10 protein-coding genes are annotated in these 17,003 nt (G+C 63.8%); 6 read left to right on the top strand and 4 right to left on the bottom strand.

Features of this window, described 5'->3' with window-relative positions; translation table 11 throughout:
• Window positions 1-156: 156 nt before the first annotated feature.
• Window positions 157-5,166: a GAF domain-containing protein gene (locus tag ACSC1W_RS19095; RefSeq protein ID WP_435349269.1), complete on the bottom strand. Its 5,010-nt coding sequence runs from the start codon at window positions 5,164-5,166 to the stop codon at window positions 157-159.
• A 180-nt stretch (window positions 5,167-5,346) separates the two neighbouring features.
• Between ACSC1W_RS19095 and ACSC1W_RS19090 the strand changes: the two genes are divergently transcribed.
• From ACSC1W_RS19090 to ACSC1W_RS19080, 3 genes are all read left to right on the top strand, one after another.
• Window positions 5,347-5,796, top strand: a complete 450-nt coding sequence (locus tag ACSC1W_RS19090) for a DUF6141 family protein (protein ID WP_435349268.1) — start codon at window positions 5,347-5,349, stop codon at window positions 5,794-5,796.
• A 109-nt stretch (window positions 5,797-5,905) separates the two neighbouring features.
• Window positions 5,906-8,236 (top strand): outer membrane protein assembly factor BamB family protein, encoded by a 2,331-nt coding sequence (locus ACSC1W_RS19085; RefSeq protein ID WP_435349267.1) that lies wholly within the window; start codon window positions 5,906-5,908, stop codon window positions 8,234-8,236.
• Between the two features lie 179 nt (window positions 8,237-8,415).
• Window positions 8,416-10,056: a hypothetical protein gene (locus tag ACSC1W_RS19080; protein WP_435349265.1), complete on the top strand. Its 1,641-nt coding sequence runs from the start codon at window positions 8,416-8,418 to the stop codon at window positions 10,054-10,056.
• 163 nt (window positions 10,057-10,219) lie between these two features.
• On the opposite strand, the gene ACSC1W_RS19075 is transcribed toward ACSC1W_RS19080, so the two are convergent.
• The gene (locus ACSC1W_RS19075) at window positions 10,220-10,405 is read right to left on the bottom strand and encodes a DUF4177 domain-containing protein (RefSeq protein WP_435349264.1); all 186 of its coding nucleotides are present in this window, start codon (window positions 10,403-10,405) and stop codon (window positions 10,220-10,222) included.
• A 303-nt stretch (window positions 10,406-10,708) separates the two neighbouring features.
• Between ACSC1W_RS19075 and ACSC1W_RS19070 the strand changes: the two genes are divergently transcribed.
• Window positions 10,709-12,007 (top strand): outer membrane protein assembly factor BamB family protein, encoded by a 1,299-nt coding sequence (locus tag ACSC1W_RS19070; protein ID WP_435349263.1) that lies wholly within the window; start codon window positions 10,709-10,711, stop codon window positions 12,005-12,007.
• A 185-nt stretch (window positions 12,008-12,192) separates the two neighbouring features.
• On the opposite strand, the gene ACSC1W_RS19065 is transcribed toward ACSC1W_RS19070, so the two are convergent.
• Entirely contained in the window at window positions 12,193-12,987 is a 795-nt protein-coding gene (locus tag ACSC1W_RS19065; protein WP_435349262.1) for a DUF7847 domain-containing protein, read from the bottom strand.
• A gap of 749 nt (window positions 12,988-13,736) precedes the next feature.
• Here ACSC1W_RS19065 and ACSC1W_RS19060 point away from each other — a divergent pair.
• Together ACSC1W_RS19060 and ACSC1W_RS19055 are read left to right on the top strand one after the other, a co-directional pair.
• Window positions 13,737-14,111: a hypothetical protein gene (locus ACSC1W_RS19060; RefSeq protein ID WP_435349261.1), complete on the top strand. Its 375-nt coding sequence runs from the start codon at window positions 13,737-13,739 to the stop codon at window positions 14,109-14,111.
• 396 nt (window positions 14,112-14,507) lie between these two features.
• Complete coding sequence (locus tag ACSC1W_RS19055) at window positions 14,508-15,662, top strand: hypothetical protein (protein WP_435349260.1); 1,155 nt, start codon at window positions 14,508-14,510, stop codon at window positions 15,660-15,662.
• Between the two features lie 305 nt (window positions 15,663-15,967).
• On the opposite strand, the gene ACSC1W_RS19050 is transcribed toward ACSC1W_RS19055, so the two are convergent.
• Entirely contained in the window at window positions 15,968-16,966 is a 999-nt protein-coding gene (locus tag ACSC1W_RS19050; protein WP_435349259.1) for a PD-(D/E)XK nuclease family protein, read from the bottom strand.
• Between the last annotated feature and the right edge of the window lie 37 nt (window positions 16,967-17,003).

The following is a 17,003-nucleotide window of genomic DNA, read 5'->3' as shown; positions in this document are numbered from 1 at the left end:
GCCCTGGGGAGAGCTCTCGGGACTCACTGATGCCCGCCTCCGAATCATCGTAGATAGCGTCTCGATGGAGGAATGAAAGCGGCATCCCTAACATTTCAAACTCTCCCCCCGATGCCGTTTGATTAGTAAGGTGGTGGCCGTGCCGTGTCACGGACGCTACTCGTTCTCGAAGAGGAGTTCACACAGCGTGCGTTCGGCTGCACGGAGATGTTCGGAGAACGTCGGCTGTGAGACGCCGAGCAGTTCAGTGACCTCCTGTCCGTTACTCACCCGTGGCATCTCGAAGAATCCGCTCAGGTAGGCCGTCTGCAGGACCTCCCGCTGTCGGTCAGTCAGTCGATCTTCGAGCGCAGCAGCGAAGGTTTGGCGCGTCTTCAGCGGCCGCTCGCGCGACTGGCGAGCGCGCAGTTCGACGTCCTGGTTCCACTGACGGAGTCGGTCCAGGAACTCACGGACCGCTGCCGAATGGGGGACGCCGAGAACAACAGTCGCGACACCGGCATCGATGGTGATGGAGCGCACGACGCTCCCCTCGTCAGTGACCCGTGCGGCAAGCGTCGGGTCGGACACCCGCGCCCTGACCAGTGACCCATCAGCCTCCTCGGTGAGATAGTCCAGGTCGTCGAACGCAAGCAAGCGCTCTGCTGTGGCCTGAAGATCCTCTGGCGAGATTCCACGGGCGATGAAGAAGACGTCGGCCTGGCCATTCGATCGAGGGACGAACCCCTGATGCTCGATGGCGCACCCCGTCTCACGGGCGAGACGATACAGCGGAGTGTCGGCGTCCCGGAACCGGAGCGTGAGTTCGACGACGCTGTCGGTCTGCAACGTCGCTCTCGTCTCCCTCGCGTTCAGCGTGTGGGCAATCGTGTTGCCGAGTTCCGATAGTACGTCCTGATTCCGCTCGTCCTCGTCCGACTGGGGGTGGTCGGCGTAGACGGCCAACACGCCGTAGGCTGCGTCGTCGTAGACGAGCGGGATACAGACCAGCGACCAGGCACCGCGTTCGAGGGTTGCCTCCCGCCAAGGGGCGGAGTCGCTATCCGTGGCGATGTCCGCGACCAATTGCAGTTCCCCGGTGCGTACTGCACGGGCGATCGGGTCCTGATTGGTCGGTGTGTCCTCGACGGTGATCGCGAGATCATCAAGGTAGCCGCTGTCGACGCCGGCCCACGCCCGCGGTTCTATCCGGTCGGTCCCCGGATCGTGCTCCCCGATCCAGGCAAACTCGTAGAGGTCGGAGCTGGCCAGGCGTTCGCAAACTGCCTCGTCGACCTCCTCACGGGTGTTGGCAGCCACGAGTGCCTGGTCGATCTCCCGGATGAGCGTGTTGAGACGGTCGAGACGCTGCAGTTCCTCGTTCTTCGCCTGCAGTCGTCGTTCGCTGTCGGCACGGTCCCACGCCGTTTCGAGCGTCGCCCCGAGGGTTTCGGCGAGGTCGACGATTCGCTCGTCGAAGGCGTTCGACTGCAGGGACCCGATACAGACGACGCCGTGTCTGCCCAGTGGAATGAGCAGCCGACTCCGAAGGGTCGCTGCGTCCGACGCTGTCTCGTCGACGGGGAGGTCGTCGGTGACGGTGATCTCGTCGCCGATGAACGCCTGCCAGACGTGCTCGGAGGCATCGTCCGGGTGTCGGACGGCATCGGTATCGATCCCCGCGTCGAGCGCGCTGGTGGCTTCGGTCAACTCACCGCTCGCTTCGTCATACCGCCAGAGTGCGGCGTACTCGACGTCGAGCACATCTACCGTGAGTTCAGCCACACGGTCGTGGACCGTCTCCGGATCTGCCTCAATCAGTTCCTGGGTCGCTACGGTGAGCCGTTCGAGGGACTGTTGCGTGTCTTTCAGTTCGGAGACGTCGTTGAGCAGCATGGCGACCTTGCGCTCCTCCGGGTCACCGATGCGGAACGCGTAGACGTCGTACCATCGATCACCGAGGTACTTCGCCTCGTTCTGGAATCGCTCGGCCGCACCCGTCTGGGCGATGCGACCGTACATCTCGAACCAGTGTTCTTCGTGGTTCGATTCCAGGTCTCGCATCCGTTCGCCCTCCGCATCGGTCAAGCCGGTCCGGTCCTCGAATGCTGGATTCGTCTCCAGGAAGCGGTAATCGACGGGGGCGTCGTCCTCGTCGAACAGCACCTCGACGATGCAGAAGCCCTCGTCGATGGATTCGAACAGCGTCCGATAGCGCTCCTCGCTCTTGCGGCGTTCCCGCTGTGCCTGCGCTCGCTCGACGGCCGCCCAGGTCCGCTCGGCCGTCTCTTCGACCATCGCGACTTCGGTGTCTGTCCATTCCCGGGGCGTCGCCTGGGTGACACCGCAGTACGCGGTGAGGTGGCCCTCCTTGACCAGCGGCACGCTCGTGTACGCGGCGATGTCCATCTGTCGGTGGGCTGCTCGTTCCTCGTCGCTCAGTTCCGGGGTCGTCGAGCAGTCGTCCAGTACCAGGGTTTCACCAGCCTGGAACGTGTCGGCTATGAACTCCCCGTAATCTTCGAAGTGATGTTCGCCAACCATCGAGTCGATGCCCTCACGGCAGAAGTCGGCGTGGATGCGATTCGTGTTTCCGTCCTCCAGGACTTCGCCGTAGTGGGCGCGGTCGACGTCCAGTTCCTCGCCGAGGACACGTACGGCCTCCCGCTGGATATCGGTGGGATCAGAGAGTGGGCGAATCGCGTCGGTGAGGTCGACTCGGAACGCGTCCAGTTCAGCTTGTTGCTGGAGTTTTTGCTCGGCGGCTTTGCGCTCGGTGATGTCGTCGACGAGAACTGCGACCATCCTGCTGTCTGGCTCACCGTACGGAACCACGCTGATGTCGTACCACCCGTCCGTGATCGGCTCCCCACGTGCCTCGAACCGTGCCGGTTCGCCGGTCTCGAGAACCGCACCGTAGACGTCGGAAAACCGTGGCTCGAAGTCCTGTATCACGTCTCGCAGGCGTTTTCCGACCACGTCCTGTAGTCCAGTTATTTCCTCGTACGCCGGGTTGGTCTCCACGTAGCGGTACCCCTCGTCGTCGCCGTCCTGGTCGAACAGAACTTCGAGGACACAGAAGCCTTCGTTGATGGACTCGTTGATGGCGTCGAAGAGTCTGTGATACCGTTCCTCAGACTCGCGAAGTTCCTGTTCGGTACGGGCGCGTTCGACCGCTGCCCAGGTGCGCTGTGCCGTCTCTTCGACCATCCTGATCTCTGCCTCGGTCCATTCGCGAGGCGTCGATTGGGTGACGGTGAAGTACCCGACGAGTTTGCCCTCCTTGACGAGGGGGGCGCTCAGCCACGCCCGGACTTCGTGGTCGATGTACCCAGCGCGTTCGTCGTCACTTAGCCCCGGCATGGTCGCAACGTCGTCGATGGCCATCGTCTCACCGGCTCGGAGTTTCTCGGGGAGTACGTCGCCAAAATCGGAGAGTTGGTACTCGCCGACCACGGATGGCACGTCGTTACGGTAGTAGTCCGCGTGGACGACGTTCGTGATACCGTCGGCGAGGACCTCGCCGTAGTGGGCGCGGTCGACGTCGAGGTGCTCACCGACGACGCGAGCGGCCTCGTGCTGGATATCGACCGGATCCGTCAACGGCCGAACCGCGTCGGTCAGTTCGATTCGGAACGCATCCAGTTTCGCCTGCTTCTGGCGCTCCCGTTCGCGTTCTTTGCGGTCGGTGATATCCTCGTACAGCACGGCGACAAGGTCCCCACCACGGGGGAACATGCGCACGTCGTACCAGCGGTCGTTCGCGGGGACGTAGTTCTCGACCTGTTCTGACTCGCCCGTCTCCGCGACACGTTCGTACGTCTCGAAGAACGAGTCTTCCTGCCCCGGGAACACGTCGCCCGCCAGCCGTCCCTCCGCGTCGGCGCGACTGACTCCGGTCAGATCCTCGAAGGCCTCGTTCAATTCGACGTATCTGATATCGTAGACCTGCCCGTCGGCGTCACGGACGAGTTCACAGAGGGCGAACCCTTCATCCATCTCCTCGAACAGCGAGTGGTACTTCTCTTTGCTCTCCCGCAACGCGTCCATCGCCTGATTGCGCTCGAGCTCGACCTGTTTGCGCTCGGTGACGTCGTAACTGACGCCACGGAGTACTGAAGGGTCATCCTCGGACGCCCGCCCACGCCAGGAGATCCAGCGATTCGTATCGGCGTGTTCTAGTCGAAATTCGTTCTGAATTTCTTCCCCAGGTTCGAACGGGGTGTCCATCGCGTCCTCGGCCTGCGCTACTCCCGCTGTCGACTCCTTCTCCAGGAATCGCTCGACCGGGACGGCCTCGTCGGTCGGCGGGAGCTCGAACAGCGATAGCATGATGTCGTCGCCGCGTACCGTCCGGGCGTCGAGATCCCATTCCCACGTCCCCATTCCCGCGGCGTTGAGCGCGACCTGTAACCGCTCGTTCGTCTCTCGGAGGTCCTGCTCGGCCCGCACCCGATCAGTGACGTCGATTGCGATGTTGAACACGCCGCCGATCGAGCCGTCTGCGAGTGGTATCGGACTGTAACTGGATTCCCACCAGATGTCCTCGATCTCGTCTGTCCGTTCGAGCGGGAGCAGGAACTCGTTGGATCGGACCGCACCGTCTCCGGCCATCACCTGCTCGGAGACCGGACCGAGCGTGTCCCACGCTTCCGCGAACACTTCCCGAGCGGGCTGGCCGAGTGCGTCTGGGTGCTTCTCACCGATAACGTCCCGTGCAGGGTCATTGTACAGCAGCGTCAGATCCTCGCCCCAGTAGATCCCGACGGGCTTCCTCGCTCCGAGCATGACCTCAACTGCAACCTGCAATTCGATTGGCCATTCGTCCATCGGGCCGATCGGGGTCTCCGCCCACTCGAATTCGCGGATGCGCTCGGCCATGTCGCTGTCTGCGGGAACCGATGGTGCCTGTCCATCCCGGAGTAGGACCGGGTCACGTCGGTCAGACGCGCCACCGTTTCGTCGGTCGTCACCGTCGACGGGGCGCCACCACACGCGGCTGTTGGCCCCGACCTTCTTCGTCCTCACGTCGGTGTCGTCGACGAGCGAATCCAGTCTGTTGTAGATCGTCCGCTGGGTACAGTCGAATCCTTCAGCAACTTCAGGGGTCGTCACGGGTGTTCCGGGTGGGCCGAGTGCGTCGACCCTCTCCAGCACGTCTTCCGGCGTGGGAGTGGCCGTCGTCATAGAACTTCATCGTCGAGAGGAGTCAAAAGGGTTCTGTCGATGGAACCCCCGTCGGCACGAATCGGTGGACACGAACCGGAGCGTCGGACCGGGTCCTCCCGGTGGCGCACAGCTGTACCCCTTCTGACAACCTGCCGGTAGTCCTATTGCCGAGAAATGCTTCGTTCGAAGCGACGAGCCGTGGACACTGACCCGGTGTATCGAGAAGTGCAGCGGTTCCGCCAGCGGTGGCTCTGGGTGCTTCTCGGCGGCGTTGCGCTGCTCATGCTCGTGTCCGGGCCGGTCTCGTGGCCCGGACTCGGCATCCTCGGTGCCGTCGCCGCATTCCTCTACGGGCTTCGCCTCGAGACAGAGGTCAGAGTCGATGGAATCTACCTGAAGATGTGGCCGCTTCACCGGTCGTTCCGTCGGATACCCTGGGGAGAGATCGAGCGCTACGAGCCGACGACGTACAGCCCACTCCGCGAGTTCGGCGGCTGGGGCATCCGCTGGGCACCGGGGAGACTCGCCTACAACGTGAGTGGCGATCGGGGCGTCAGGATCCACCGGACGGACGGTCGCTCCGTCCTCGTGGGGTCACAGCACGTCGAGGACTTCGTCGACGCCCTCGACGAGGTCCACACGGGCTGAGCCGGGCGAGTGTGACGACTGACGCTCCACTCGTGTATCGAGACCCCCGGGCTCGACTTCCAGCCGGCCCTGCAGAAAACTTATCTCTCGGTCGACAGTCTTCCGTGACATGTCCTCCACCGACCCGACGGACGACGACGGAGCCGCGAGTCGCCGTCGCGTGCTGCAGCTGTCGACGAGCGCGCTCCTCGCCGGCATCGCCGGCTGTAGCACCGTCCTCGAAGAGCCCGTCACGGAAGAGCCCGTGACGACCGGTACTCGCGAGACCGACGTGACGAGCACGACGTCGTTCGAGGGAGACCCGACGGCGCTGAACGGTCCCTGGCCCACCGCCAACGCCGACGCGGCGAACACGCGGACGGTCACGTCCCCGGGTCCCCGGGGAAGCGGGTCCGTTCGATGGGAGGAGCACGTCAGCCTCAGGACGGCGACCGTGGCGACCCCCGGACCGGACGGGCCCGTCGCGACGCAACGGAACGGAACCGTCCTGGCGTACGACCACGATGGACGCCTACGGTGGCGACGGCACCACGGGGCGGGGTTCGCCGCGTCGCCGGTCGTCGCCCCGGACGGGACCGTCGTCGTCGGGAGTCGCGACGGCCGCGTGGTGGCCTACGACTCCACCGGAGCGCGACTCTGGGAGCAGTCGACGCCACGTGGCCTGTTCGCCCCGCACGCCAACGACGCGACGCCCTTCCGCATCGTCGGCGACACGGTCCTCCTCGCACACCCCCGGATGCGGTTGTTCGCCTTCGACCTCGCCGACGGCACGGAGCGGTTCGCCGTCGAGATTCCGCCCCGGAGCCACCGGCCAGCGGTCGACGACGGTCGCGTGTTCCTCACCAGCGGGCGCACCCGTGAAAGGCGGGGCGGCGTCGTGGTCGCCCGGTCGCTCGCCGACGGCTCCGAACACTGGCGCGCACAGACGGACCGACCGATACACATCGGGGCGGGCGTCCACGACGGCGTCGTCTACTCGGCCGACATCGACGGTGGATTCGTGGCGTGGGACGCCAGCGACGGGAGCGAACGGTGGCGCGTGCGAATCGAGGGCGAGCCCTGGCTGAGTACGATTCCGGTCGTCTTCGGCGGCAGGGTCTGGGTCGGGACGCTCTCGGAGGGGCTGTACGGGCTCACCGACGCGGGCGTCCAGGTGCACGTCGACGTGGACACGGCCACGACGCCCGCCGTCGGCGACGGACGGCTGTACGTCGGGAGCTCCGACTTCGGAACGCAGTCCGAGAACGAGTCCGGGAGCGTCGTCGCACTCGCCCCCGACGGCTCCGAACTGTGGCGGGCGACGACCCGGGGCTGGCCGGACGCGCAGGTGCACTACCGCGACGGCACCGTCACCCTCGGGACCGACACCGGCGTCGTCGAGCGCTTCGACGCCAGCACCGGGGCACGGCAGTGGCGTGCGTTCGCACGACCCGACCGCCTCCCCGAACCCTCCGTCGGCCCGGGGACCGTCTACTGCGGGAGCCTCGGCGACAACGTCGGCGGCTACAGGGTGACCGACGGGACGAGCCACCTCTGGAACGTCGGCTTCGAGGGCACTTCCCGGGGGACGCCGACCGTCGTCGGACAGACGGTGATCGCCGGGAGTCGAAGCGGCGAGGTCGCCGGCACGCCACTGCTCGAGTACACCGAGGCACCGGGCGGGCGGCTGACCCGGACGCCGACGCCCGACGACGACAGGCCGACGTCTCACATCGACGCCCCCGTCCCCGACCCGCGATGGCGGACGTTGCTGGGTGGGCCGGTCGGCGACGTCGGATACGGCACCGAGGCCGCGTACCTCGGCAGTGGCAGGCGCGTCGTCTCGATAACGTCCGGGGGCGACGTCCGGTGGGAGACCGACGTCGGCGGTCGGGTTCGGGGCGCTCCCGCCGTCGTCGACGGCCGCGTCTACGCGTCGACGGCCGGTGGCACTGTCGTCGCGCTGACCGCCGACGATGGCACCGAGGAGTGGCGACGGTCGGTCGGCGACGTGGCGACGGCACCCGCAGTGACGCGGGCGAGTGAGGCGTCTCTGGCCGTCGTCGGCACCGGGTCGGCCGTCGTCGCGCTCGCCACGACGGACGGCAGCGAGCAGTGGCGGGCCAGTACGGGGTTCGTCCGGGGGACGCCCGCGGTGACGGACGGCCTGGCCATCGCCGGCGACGGGTCGGGCGCCCTCCGTGGGCTCTCGCTCTCGGACGGGACCGAGCGGTGGCGCGTCGAGACCGACGGCCCGATCCACGGCGCGCCCGCCGTCGCGGACCGGACGGCCTACGTCGGGAGCCGGGACCGCCACCTCTACGCGGTGTCGACCCGGGACGGCGCCGTCGAGTGGCGCCTCGAACTCACGGACTGGGTCGACGGGTCGCCCGCCGTCGCCTACGGCGTCGTCTTCGTCGTCGACCAGTCGGGGACGCTGTCCGCGGTCGTCGGGGAGTGAGCCGGGAATCGATTCTTCACTCCCGTTCGACGTCGGCTGCGCTCGCCGACAGACGGTACCTATTTTTACCGACCGCTGGAACGGTGTGACGACGATGGCACTGCGTCGACTCACCGACCCAGCACCGTTCCACGACAGGCGACTCGTGGGCGGTGCCGAAGGCCGGAGGTGACTCCTCGGTGCGCCGGGGTCGCTTCCTGCTGGTCGTCCTGCTGACCGTCGCCGTCGGCGTGGTGCTCCGGACGGCCACCCTGTCCGTCTCGCCCCTGCCGTTCAACCCGGACGGACTCGTGTACGCGGGCCACGTGCGAGACACGCGCGCGGCCGACCGACTCCTGCTGGACACCCTCGCGACCGACGAGTTGCACTTCACCGCGTTCCTGACCGTCGTCTCCGAGGTGACGGGCGTGAACGCGCTGTACCACTCGCAGTGGGTCATCGCGCTGGTCGGGACGCTCCCCGCGCTGTTCCTGGTCGGCGTCATCCGTCGGCTCGGGGGGTCTCTCGGGCTCGATGCTGGACGGGCGCGACTCGCGGGTGGCCTCGCCGGGCTCACGCTGGCCGTCGAGGGGTTCTACCTCCACCGGTCGATGCCCGTCGACGAGCAGACGCTCGGGCTGTTCCTCGTCCCGCTGGCCGTGGTCGGCGTGGTCCGGGCCCACCGCGACTCGCGGTGGTGGCTCCCGGTCGCCGCCGTGTTCGTGGTCCTGCCGTCCATCCACAACCTCGACGCGATGGTGCTCGCGCTGACGCTGAGCGTCCTGGCGGGGCTCGCCATCGGGACGACCGGCCGGTTGCGTGGCAGGACTGTCGCCGTGGTCGCCCTGGCCTTCTGGGGCTGGTTCGCCGCATACAACTACGGCGTCGAGGCGTTCACCGGCGCCCGCATCATCCAGCAGGCACGGATCACCGCGGTGCCCGGACTCCTGCTCGCGTGGGCACTCCTCGTCGCCATCGTGCTGGTGTGGTTCGTCGGCCGCGGCGAGCGCTTCCAGCGCGGCCTCGTCGCGACGACGTTCGCGTCGTGGTTCGTGCTGCTGGCGGCGAACACGGTGACGCCCCTCTTCCCGGGCCTGTTCGCCACGCACACGCTGGTGCTGGTCGGCGTGTTCCCGCTCGCGATTCCCCTCGGACTGGCGGCGCTCGGGATGGGCGACTCCGTCGCGGACGACCTCGGACTGGGACTCCTCTGCCTCGGCGGGGGCGTCCTCGTCCTCGCCGGCGTGTCGCTGAGTGCCGCGCTCACCGCGGACTACTACAACATGCTCTACCGGGTGCAGACCTTCCTGCACCTCCCCGTGATGGGCCTGGCCGCGTACGTGCTGGTCCGCAAGCTCGACTGGTCCGTCGGGCGGGGAACCGTCGGTAGCCTCGCCGTGGTCGTGTTGCTGGTCTCTGTGAGCGTGAGCGTCCCCATCGCCTACAGCGGCCTCTCCGTGCTCTCGTACAAGGGCGTGACGACCCCTGCGGAGTTCGAGTCTGCAGGGTTCGCCGTCGAGCACTCGGGCGGGGAGTGGACGAGCGACGACCACCTGTCGCGGGTGTCGTGGTACTATTCGTCGGATGGTCGTGAGGACCGTGTTGCTGGTGTGGCGCCGACCTACGAGTGGCTTGCGAGCGAGCGACCACCTGGGTGTCTCACGTTGAGTCAGCACTCGTGGACGACCGTCGGTGCGCAGTTGTACCCGAAGCAACAGCGCGTCGTTGGCGACAGTCGGTACTCACGGTTGGTGGAGAGCCGGAACCAGGTGTACGCGGTGTCGGGCAAGGACCCGATTCTTGGGAGCGTGCCCGTTCTGGGACGGTCGAGTGGCTGTTAGGTTCGTTCGTCCGCTTGGGGTTGGCTCGTCGCTGTCGCCCTGTTGAGGTCCTCGGCGACTGATACGGCTGATATGCAAGATATGGAGGATGCAGTCAGCAAGCCGGAGGATGTCAGGCGTCGGGGTTGGGAAGTGTGCAGTTTGGGTACGCGTCCCAGTTCACTCATGCCTCGCGTTGCAAGAGGAGACTCACCGTCTCGCCGGTCTTATCAGTGATCGGAGCGATGACATCCCAGCCATCTGCCCCGAGTTCGTTCAGTCGCTCGATCGGCGGCTCAACGTCGCCACCGAGTCCGGCCACCATGACGCTGCTGTCGACTTCGACAGTCCGATATTCGTAAGAGGGCATGCGCGTACTCCGACGAAAACCAGTGGCAAACCTCTTGTGATATTCACAGTGGTGGAGAGCGAGGGCAACGTTCTTGTGGCGAAGAATGTGTCTGTCTGCGCTACACCCTCACCACTGCACTACATCTCCGTTGCATACGTCTCCTATTCCCGAAGTGGGGTGCTCGCCCCGCGAGAACAGGTTGTGTCGTAGACCGGCAAATACCCCAACTGCGGTACGGGAAGCCCCGTCGTTTACGACGGGGAGGATGTCACCATCGTTCATAATGAAGACTTATGGCCGATCCATTGGAACGTCGGGCCGATGCGATCGACCCACGAGGAATCACGCACCACCGCCGCGACCGGAGCCAGTGCACTGGTCCCCTCGCCAGCATCGGCCGAGGGGGGGACGACCCGACGGCGTGTGCTGCTGACCGCCGGTGCCGGCATCGCGTCGATCGCCGGCGTCCCCTCGACGGAGGCGACACAGATCATCGGGTGCGAGGAACTGTGGCGCTTCGAGACCGACAGCTATGTCACATCGTCGCCGACGGTGGCTGACAGCACTGTTTTCGTCGCGAGTTATCATGGCAAATTGTACGCGGTGGACGCCGAGACGGGTGACGAACAGTGGCACTTCGACACCGACAGCTATGTCACATCGTCGCCGACGGTGGCTGACAGCACTGTCTTCGTCGGGAGTTATGACGATAACCTGTACGCAGTGGACGCCGAGACGGGGGCCGAGCAGTGGCACTTCGAAACCGGCGACAAGGTTCGCTCGTCACCGACAGTCGTCGACGGGACCGTCTTCGTCGGGAGTTATGACGATAACCTGTACGCAGTGGATTCGGCGACGGGCGACGAACAGTGGCGCTTCGAAACCGGCGACAGGGTTCGCTCGTCGCCGACAGTCGTCGATAGCACCGTCTACGTCGGGAGTGCCGACGCGAACCTCTACGCAGTAGATGCCGTGACGGGCGACGAGCAGTGGCACTTCGAAACTGATCACGATGTCGCGTCGGCACCGACAGTGGCCAACGGGATCGTCTACGTCGGGAGTGCCGACGCGAACCTCTACGCAGTAGATGCCGAGACGGGTGACGAACAGTGGCGCTTCGAAACCGGGGATCATGTGGTCTCGTCGCCAACGGTGGTCGACGGAACTGTCTTCGTTGGGAGCCACGACTCGAACCTCTACGCAGTAGATGCCGAGACGGGCGACGAACAGTGGCGCTTCGATACCGGTGAGGGAGCTGCCTCGTCACCGACAGTGGCCGACGAAACCGTCTTCGTCGGGAGTCGGGATGACGACCACCTGTACGCGGTGGACGCCACAACGGGCGACGAACAGTGGCGCTTCGAAACCGGGGACCATGTCACCGCCTCGCCGACCGTGGTCGACGGGACCGTATTTTTCGGGAGTGCTGACTCGAACCTCTATGCAGTAGAGACAGAGGTTGCCGGGTCGCGTGTTTGCCGTAGGAAGTACACCAGTCCGGGCCCTGTCGCCAGTGCGATGAGTTTCACCGATGGACTACCGGGCTCCGGTATTCTGGGTGCACTGACCGCCCTCGGCGGTGCGGGGTACCTGCTGACCCGGTGGCGGACCGACGAGTGACCGCACACACGGCGCTTCGCAATCCAGAGCGTGCAGCGAGAAGGTGGGCTGATCTGTTCGACACCTGTTGAGTCTCCTCCTCCTGAGTGGGCGACGATCAGTGCTGCATTCGCGCCCTGTCTGCAGCACGACAACTGGAACCCGCTCGGATCCTGGGCAGAACCGGCGTGCCGCATCCAGAGGGTCTATCGAGCACCATCCAACGTGCGATAGAAGGCAACAGAGAGCGTGGTGTAGACTCCGCCAGAGAGCGTCCCGAAGCCAACGACAGCGGCTACGAGGGCAGTACTGCTCGTCGGTGATGTGAGGTCCCCTGTTGCATTCGACGTGACCACGACAGAAAGACCGAACAGGAAACTCAGCAGAACTCCCAGACTACCGACAACGACCGAATAACTGCCCACACTCGCGAGGTTCGCCCGGACGAGTGCTACGCTTCGCTTGATGCTGTCGAACGCCCGCAGATCGTCGATGACGATGGCCTGTGAGTAAAATTGAGTGAACAGGACCAGAAGGAGGAATACCAGCGCAGGCACGACGAGCATGCCCAGGAGAATGACCAGGAGAGCGGGGGTGAGAGCACTCGAGCCAGCAGCGCCGCCCGGGTAATTCGCGACGAGGGCGATGAGGACGACAAAGAGCACGAAAAGGCCCACAGTGACGTTGACGGTGACGACCCCGAGGAAGACGGCGAAGAGCGACACGTAATTGCGTTTGCCTTCTTCGAAGAAGGTAGTCAGAGACGTGTCAGCGTCCAATGCCTCGTTCGCCATCCCGGTAAGACCACCTTGAACGAACGGCAGGAGAAAGACAAACGCCAGCGAAACTACCAGCGCGAACAGGTTTGCGAGACCCGGACTCGTCGGTCGTAACGCGAGTTGCGGAACCAGAAGCAGCACGACGAACACGACCGGAACGAACAGGACCGGGTTCCGTCGGAGGGTGTCACCGGTCTTTTCGATGGCCGCCAGGAGGGACATATGTGCGTATCGACTAGCCCTGTAAAATGGCTATCGTTTCGAGTGTGTCGGCTCCGTTGAAACCCTCAACGACTGATAGAACTGATTTGCATAATATAGAGGGTGTATCGGTCAAAGCCGCTCCCGCGCCATCCACCCCTTTCAGGCGTTGATTCACATCCCATTAGAGTCATGGGCAGGCTCTCTGGGCGGTCTCCGTCCTCGGACGAGTTGTACCCCTCTCCGAGTTGTCCAAACAAGAGCGACGGCGAACAGATAGGTGAAGATGAAGAATCCTGCTGTCCCGAGTGACTGGTTAACCGGGGCGATTGCATTGAGGAGTGTCGAGTAGAGAACCATCACAGGGAGAGCGAACAAGAACAATCCTCCGAGGAAAGTCCGAACGATCCCAGTCGGCTCACCGAACAGGAATTGGGAGAGAAACCCAAGATAACCGAGTGCGGGCAAGGCAAACACGACGAGGACTGCACGATTCCACAAGTGGGTTCGGAGGGCACGTTCCATACAGCCGTATACGTGATGATGAATTATAAGTAGCACTGGTGGACTTGCGGCATGTATGCGGCACGGTTGCTGGAACGCACTCACCCTCTGTCAACAGCGGCGTGCTGCATACACAGGGTAACTTCAGCAATTGGTCCCACGAACTATCGTTGTCGTCATGGACGAACCAGGTCCCGTCGTGGCCACGATGCGTGTAACGGTGAGGGAAAGACTATCTCGGATTGTGATGTACGCCAATGTATAGCATGGGGTTTGCGTGGCAATCCTTCGTCGAACCGGACCCGGAATCCGAACTCCAGGGGGTCGTCGGGTACCTGCATCCCTCGCGGTACCGGACAGTGCCGAGGGTCCTCTGGCATACCCGGGAGATAGAGGCACAGCTTTCAGAGTCGGGTGGGCTGGTCGGCTATGCCATGCGAGCCAAATTGTCCCAGAAGAAGTTCTGGGCAGTTGCTGCCTGGGAAAGTGACGAGTCGCTCCGAAGTTTCGTGGAGAGCGATCCGCACGCCGAGATTAGAATGGCGCTCAAACGGGAGATGGAGGAGAGTTGGTTCCAGCGGTTCGATGTGAGTGGCGAGGAGGTTCCGCTACGCATCGATGAGGCTCTCGAGCGAGTCTGATTCGCAGAAGACATTCTCCTCGGCCAGCTGTAACAAGACTGATAGAACTGCTGACTACGCGCTGTGTATTCAGCACGACCGCTGGAACGCACCCACCCGCTGTCAACAGTGGCGTGCTGCAGACAGAGGGTGGCTGAAGCACCTGTGTTCTTCGGGACAGGGAGTAGCAGAATGCCGGGCGCTCGGGCGGTACCACGGCATCAGTGGCGTCATCGAGGCAACGAGGGTGGAATTCTACCGTGGTCGGGACGAACACCCTGACTCGACAGCACCCCTGCATTTACGCCGCGAGCAGGCCAACGAACAGACAGGATGGACAGAACGGATTCGAGCGAGACGAAAGCCCGGCCACAACAGAGCGAACGTTCGAAGCAGCACCCTGTGACAGTCGGGCTGATGATCGTCCACTCTCCCCAGACGGACGTCGAGCAACTTCGGGGGGTTGCCCAGCGGATGGTTGCGGACGTCCAGACAGAACTCGAGTCTGCCACTGATTTCGACTGGTCGTTCTTCGTCGAGGGACAAAAGCGTCTGCCCGACGCCGAGGACAGACGACCATCGGACTTCCTCGACGAGGCCGTTCGTCAGCTGGCGAAAGGGCCATACGACCTGGTCTTCGTACTGACGGACGTCCCACTCCTCGCGCGGTCCGATCGTATCGTGCCAGGTCTCGCCTCTCCCGTGACCCGAATCGGGATTCTCTCGACCCGGACGCTCCGCACGACGCCCCGGGGCGAGCCATCCCGGTCGTACGATGCAGCATCGCTCAGGTGGAACCTGGCGACCCTGTTCCTCCACCTCCTGGGTCATATCCTCGGGCTCAAACACGGGTCAGGAGGCACCGTGATGGAACCCTACCGATTCGACCCGGATCGAACGAGTCTACCGACGTTCGACCCCGGTGTCCGCGAGACGCTCGCCCGCAACGCAGCCCGGATGGTCGGGGAACCCAGTACGGAAAAGGGGCCGATTCGACAACTTCTCTTTCACGTTCAAAGTACGGCCACCTACTCGTCACAGGTGTTCGACACGCTCGTACGCAGCCGGGCGATTCTCCTCCCGCTCTCGCTCCCGCAACTCTCTACCGCCGCGATAACGCCGACGCTGATCCTGATGTTCAGCGCGGAGTCGTGGGACGTCGGGGTCCACTTGCCCGACTTCGAGGCCGCCCTGTTCGCGTCTCTGAGTATCGTCGCCGCGACCTTCTACCTCACCTTCGTTCAGCGACTGTTCTTTCCACGCCGGGAGAGCGAATCCGTGACCGAGCACGAGGCGGTGATGAACACCACCGTGTTCCTCTCCGTCCTCTCGATGATGACGGGGCTCTTCCTGCTGGTTTGTCTCGTAATGCTGGCCATCGAGTTCCTCATCTTCCCCAACGACCTCATCACCAACTGGCCGACGCTCGAGGACCCACAGGTCGACACCGTCGACCTGATTCGAACGGCGGTATTCATCAGTACTCTCGGGGTGCTCACCGGGTCACTGGCCGGCGGGCTCGAGAGCCGAGCGTTCATCCGTCATCTGGCACTCTTTCTCGATCGGCCCTGACGCGTACCACCACAGTTCGTGATCTGGGAGCGTCGGTACACAGTGGGCAGTGGTGGGTGCATACGATGAGAACGACGAAGAAAGCTCGGTATCGAATCGGACTGTGGAGAGATCCGGGAGCGAATCGGTGAAGAACTCGTCGGACGAATCATCGGGGCTCGCCGTGAGGAGGGCACCGATATTGACATCGACTGTTCCAAGGGTGTCTGTCCTGGCGATCCTCTCGACGATACAGGTATACGACACAGCCATCGATGACCCCGACGGAAGCGCAGCCTTTTCACCTCGTTCTCGAATTAAGATGGTCAGCGCTCTTGTGTACCCACTGTGAACACTTCGTGGCCAATCTCGACGAGTTCTGCGTATCGATCTGCCACCTCTTCGAGAAAGCGCGCGTCGTCCAAATCGCTTGAATCTACATCCTCCCAGTAGTCGTGAACGACACCGAACGTCGAGTTACCAGTATATTCGAATCCGTCACGTTCGAATCGAGCCGCATTCGAGTGGAGTGCTTCCGCCTTGCCCGACAGGTCAGCATCGCCCTCGATGTCCATCCGTATCTCGACGTCGCCCGGTGTGATCGTACGCTGGTCCTGTTCCAGCTGGATTTTGAACTGGTATCTGATCGCGTCGGGATGAGCCTCGGCCCGTGATTGCAGCCACGGACTTCGGGTGTCGATTTCGTAGTCTGGCCTGGAAGCGGTCTCATCACAGACGAGGTGGCGTATCCTGGGGAGCGCGCGATCCATGATGCGCCCATTGATTTCCGAATACAGTGGGTAGGAGCTCTGCTGCCGTTGTTTACGTTTCTCGATCGCTGATTCGAGGACCGTCTGGAAGTACGGGACGCCGTCGTGGTCGCTCGAATCGAGATACGAGAGGACGTCTTCGTAGGTCACAACGCTATCGAACGCCGTTCGTTCTGCGGTGCCCACGTATCGTTCTGGGGCGAGCAATCCGACGGTGAAATGCTCGCAGTCGCCGTTCGACTCGTACCGCTCCCCACGTTCGTAGTACCGCTCTATCTGCTGGTCCTGAAACGACGCACTGATCTTGTTTTCGACGAGGACGAGATGGCGGTCGCCACGGTCTGTTTCGAAGCCGAGTTCGATGTCCGTCTCGCCGTTGGGGGTCGAGACGGAATGACTGACGCCAAGGAACCGTGACAGGTCCGTGTCTGCTGCGAGTTGCGTGCTGAACCACTCCCGGAAGGGTGTAGATGTCTGCACGAGCTGGACGACGACCAGGTCGATGTCTCGTTCCCGGACGGACGATGAGAGCAGCGGCCGTTCCTCGATAGTCATGGTCATGGCCAGTGTCTCTGCATTGACTAATCAAGGT

The sequence above is a fragment of the Haloarchaeobius marinus genome (assembly GCF_051207415.1).
Lineage (GTDB): Archaea > Halobacteriota > Halobacteria > Halobacteriales > Natrialbaceae > Haloarchaeobius.
Note: the sequence above shows the minus strand (reverse complement) of the source record. Positions and strands in the feature narration are given on the sequence as shown.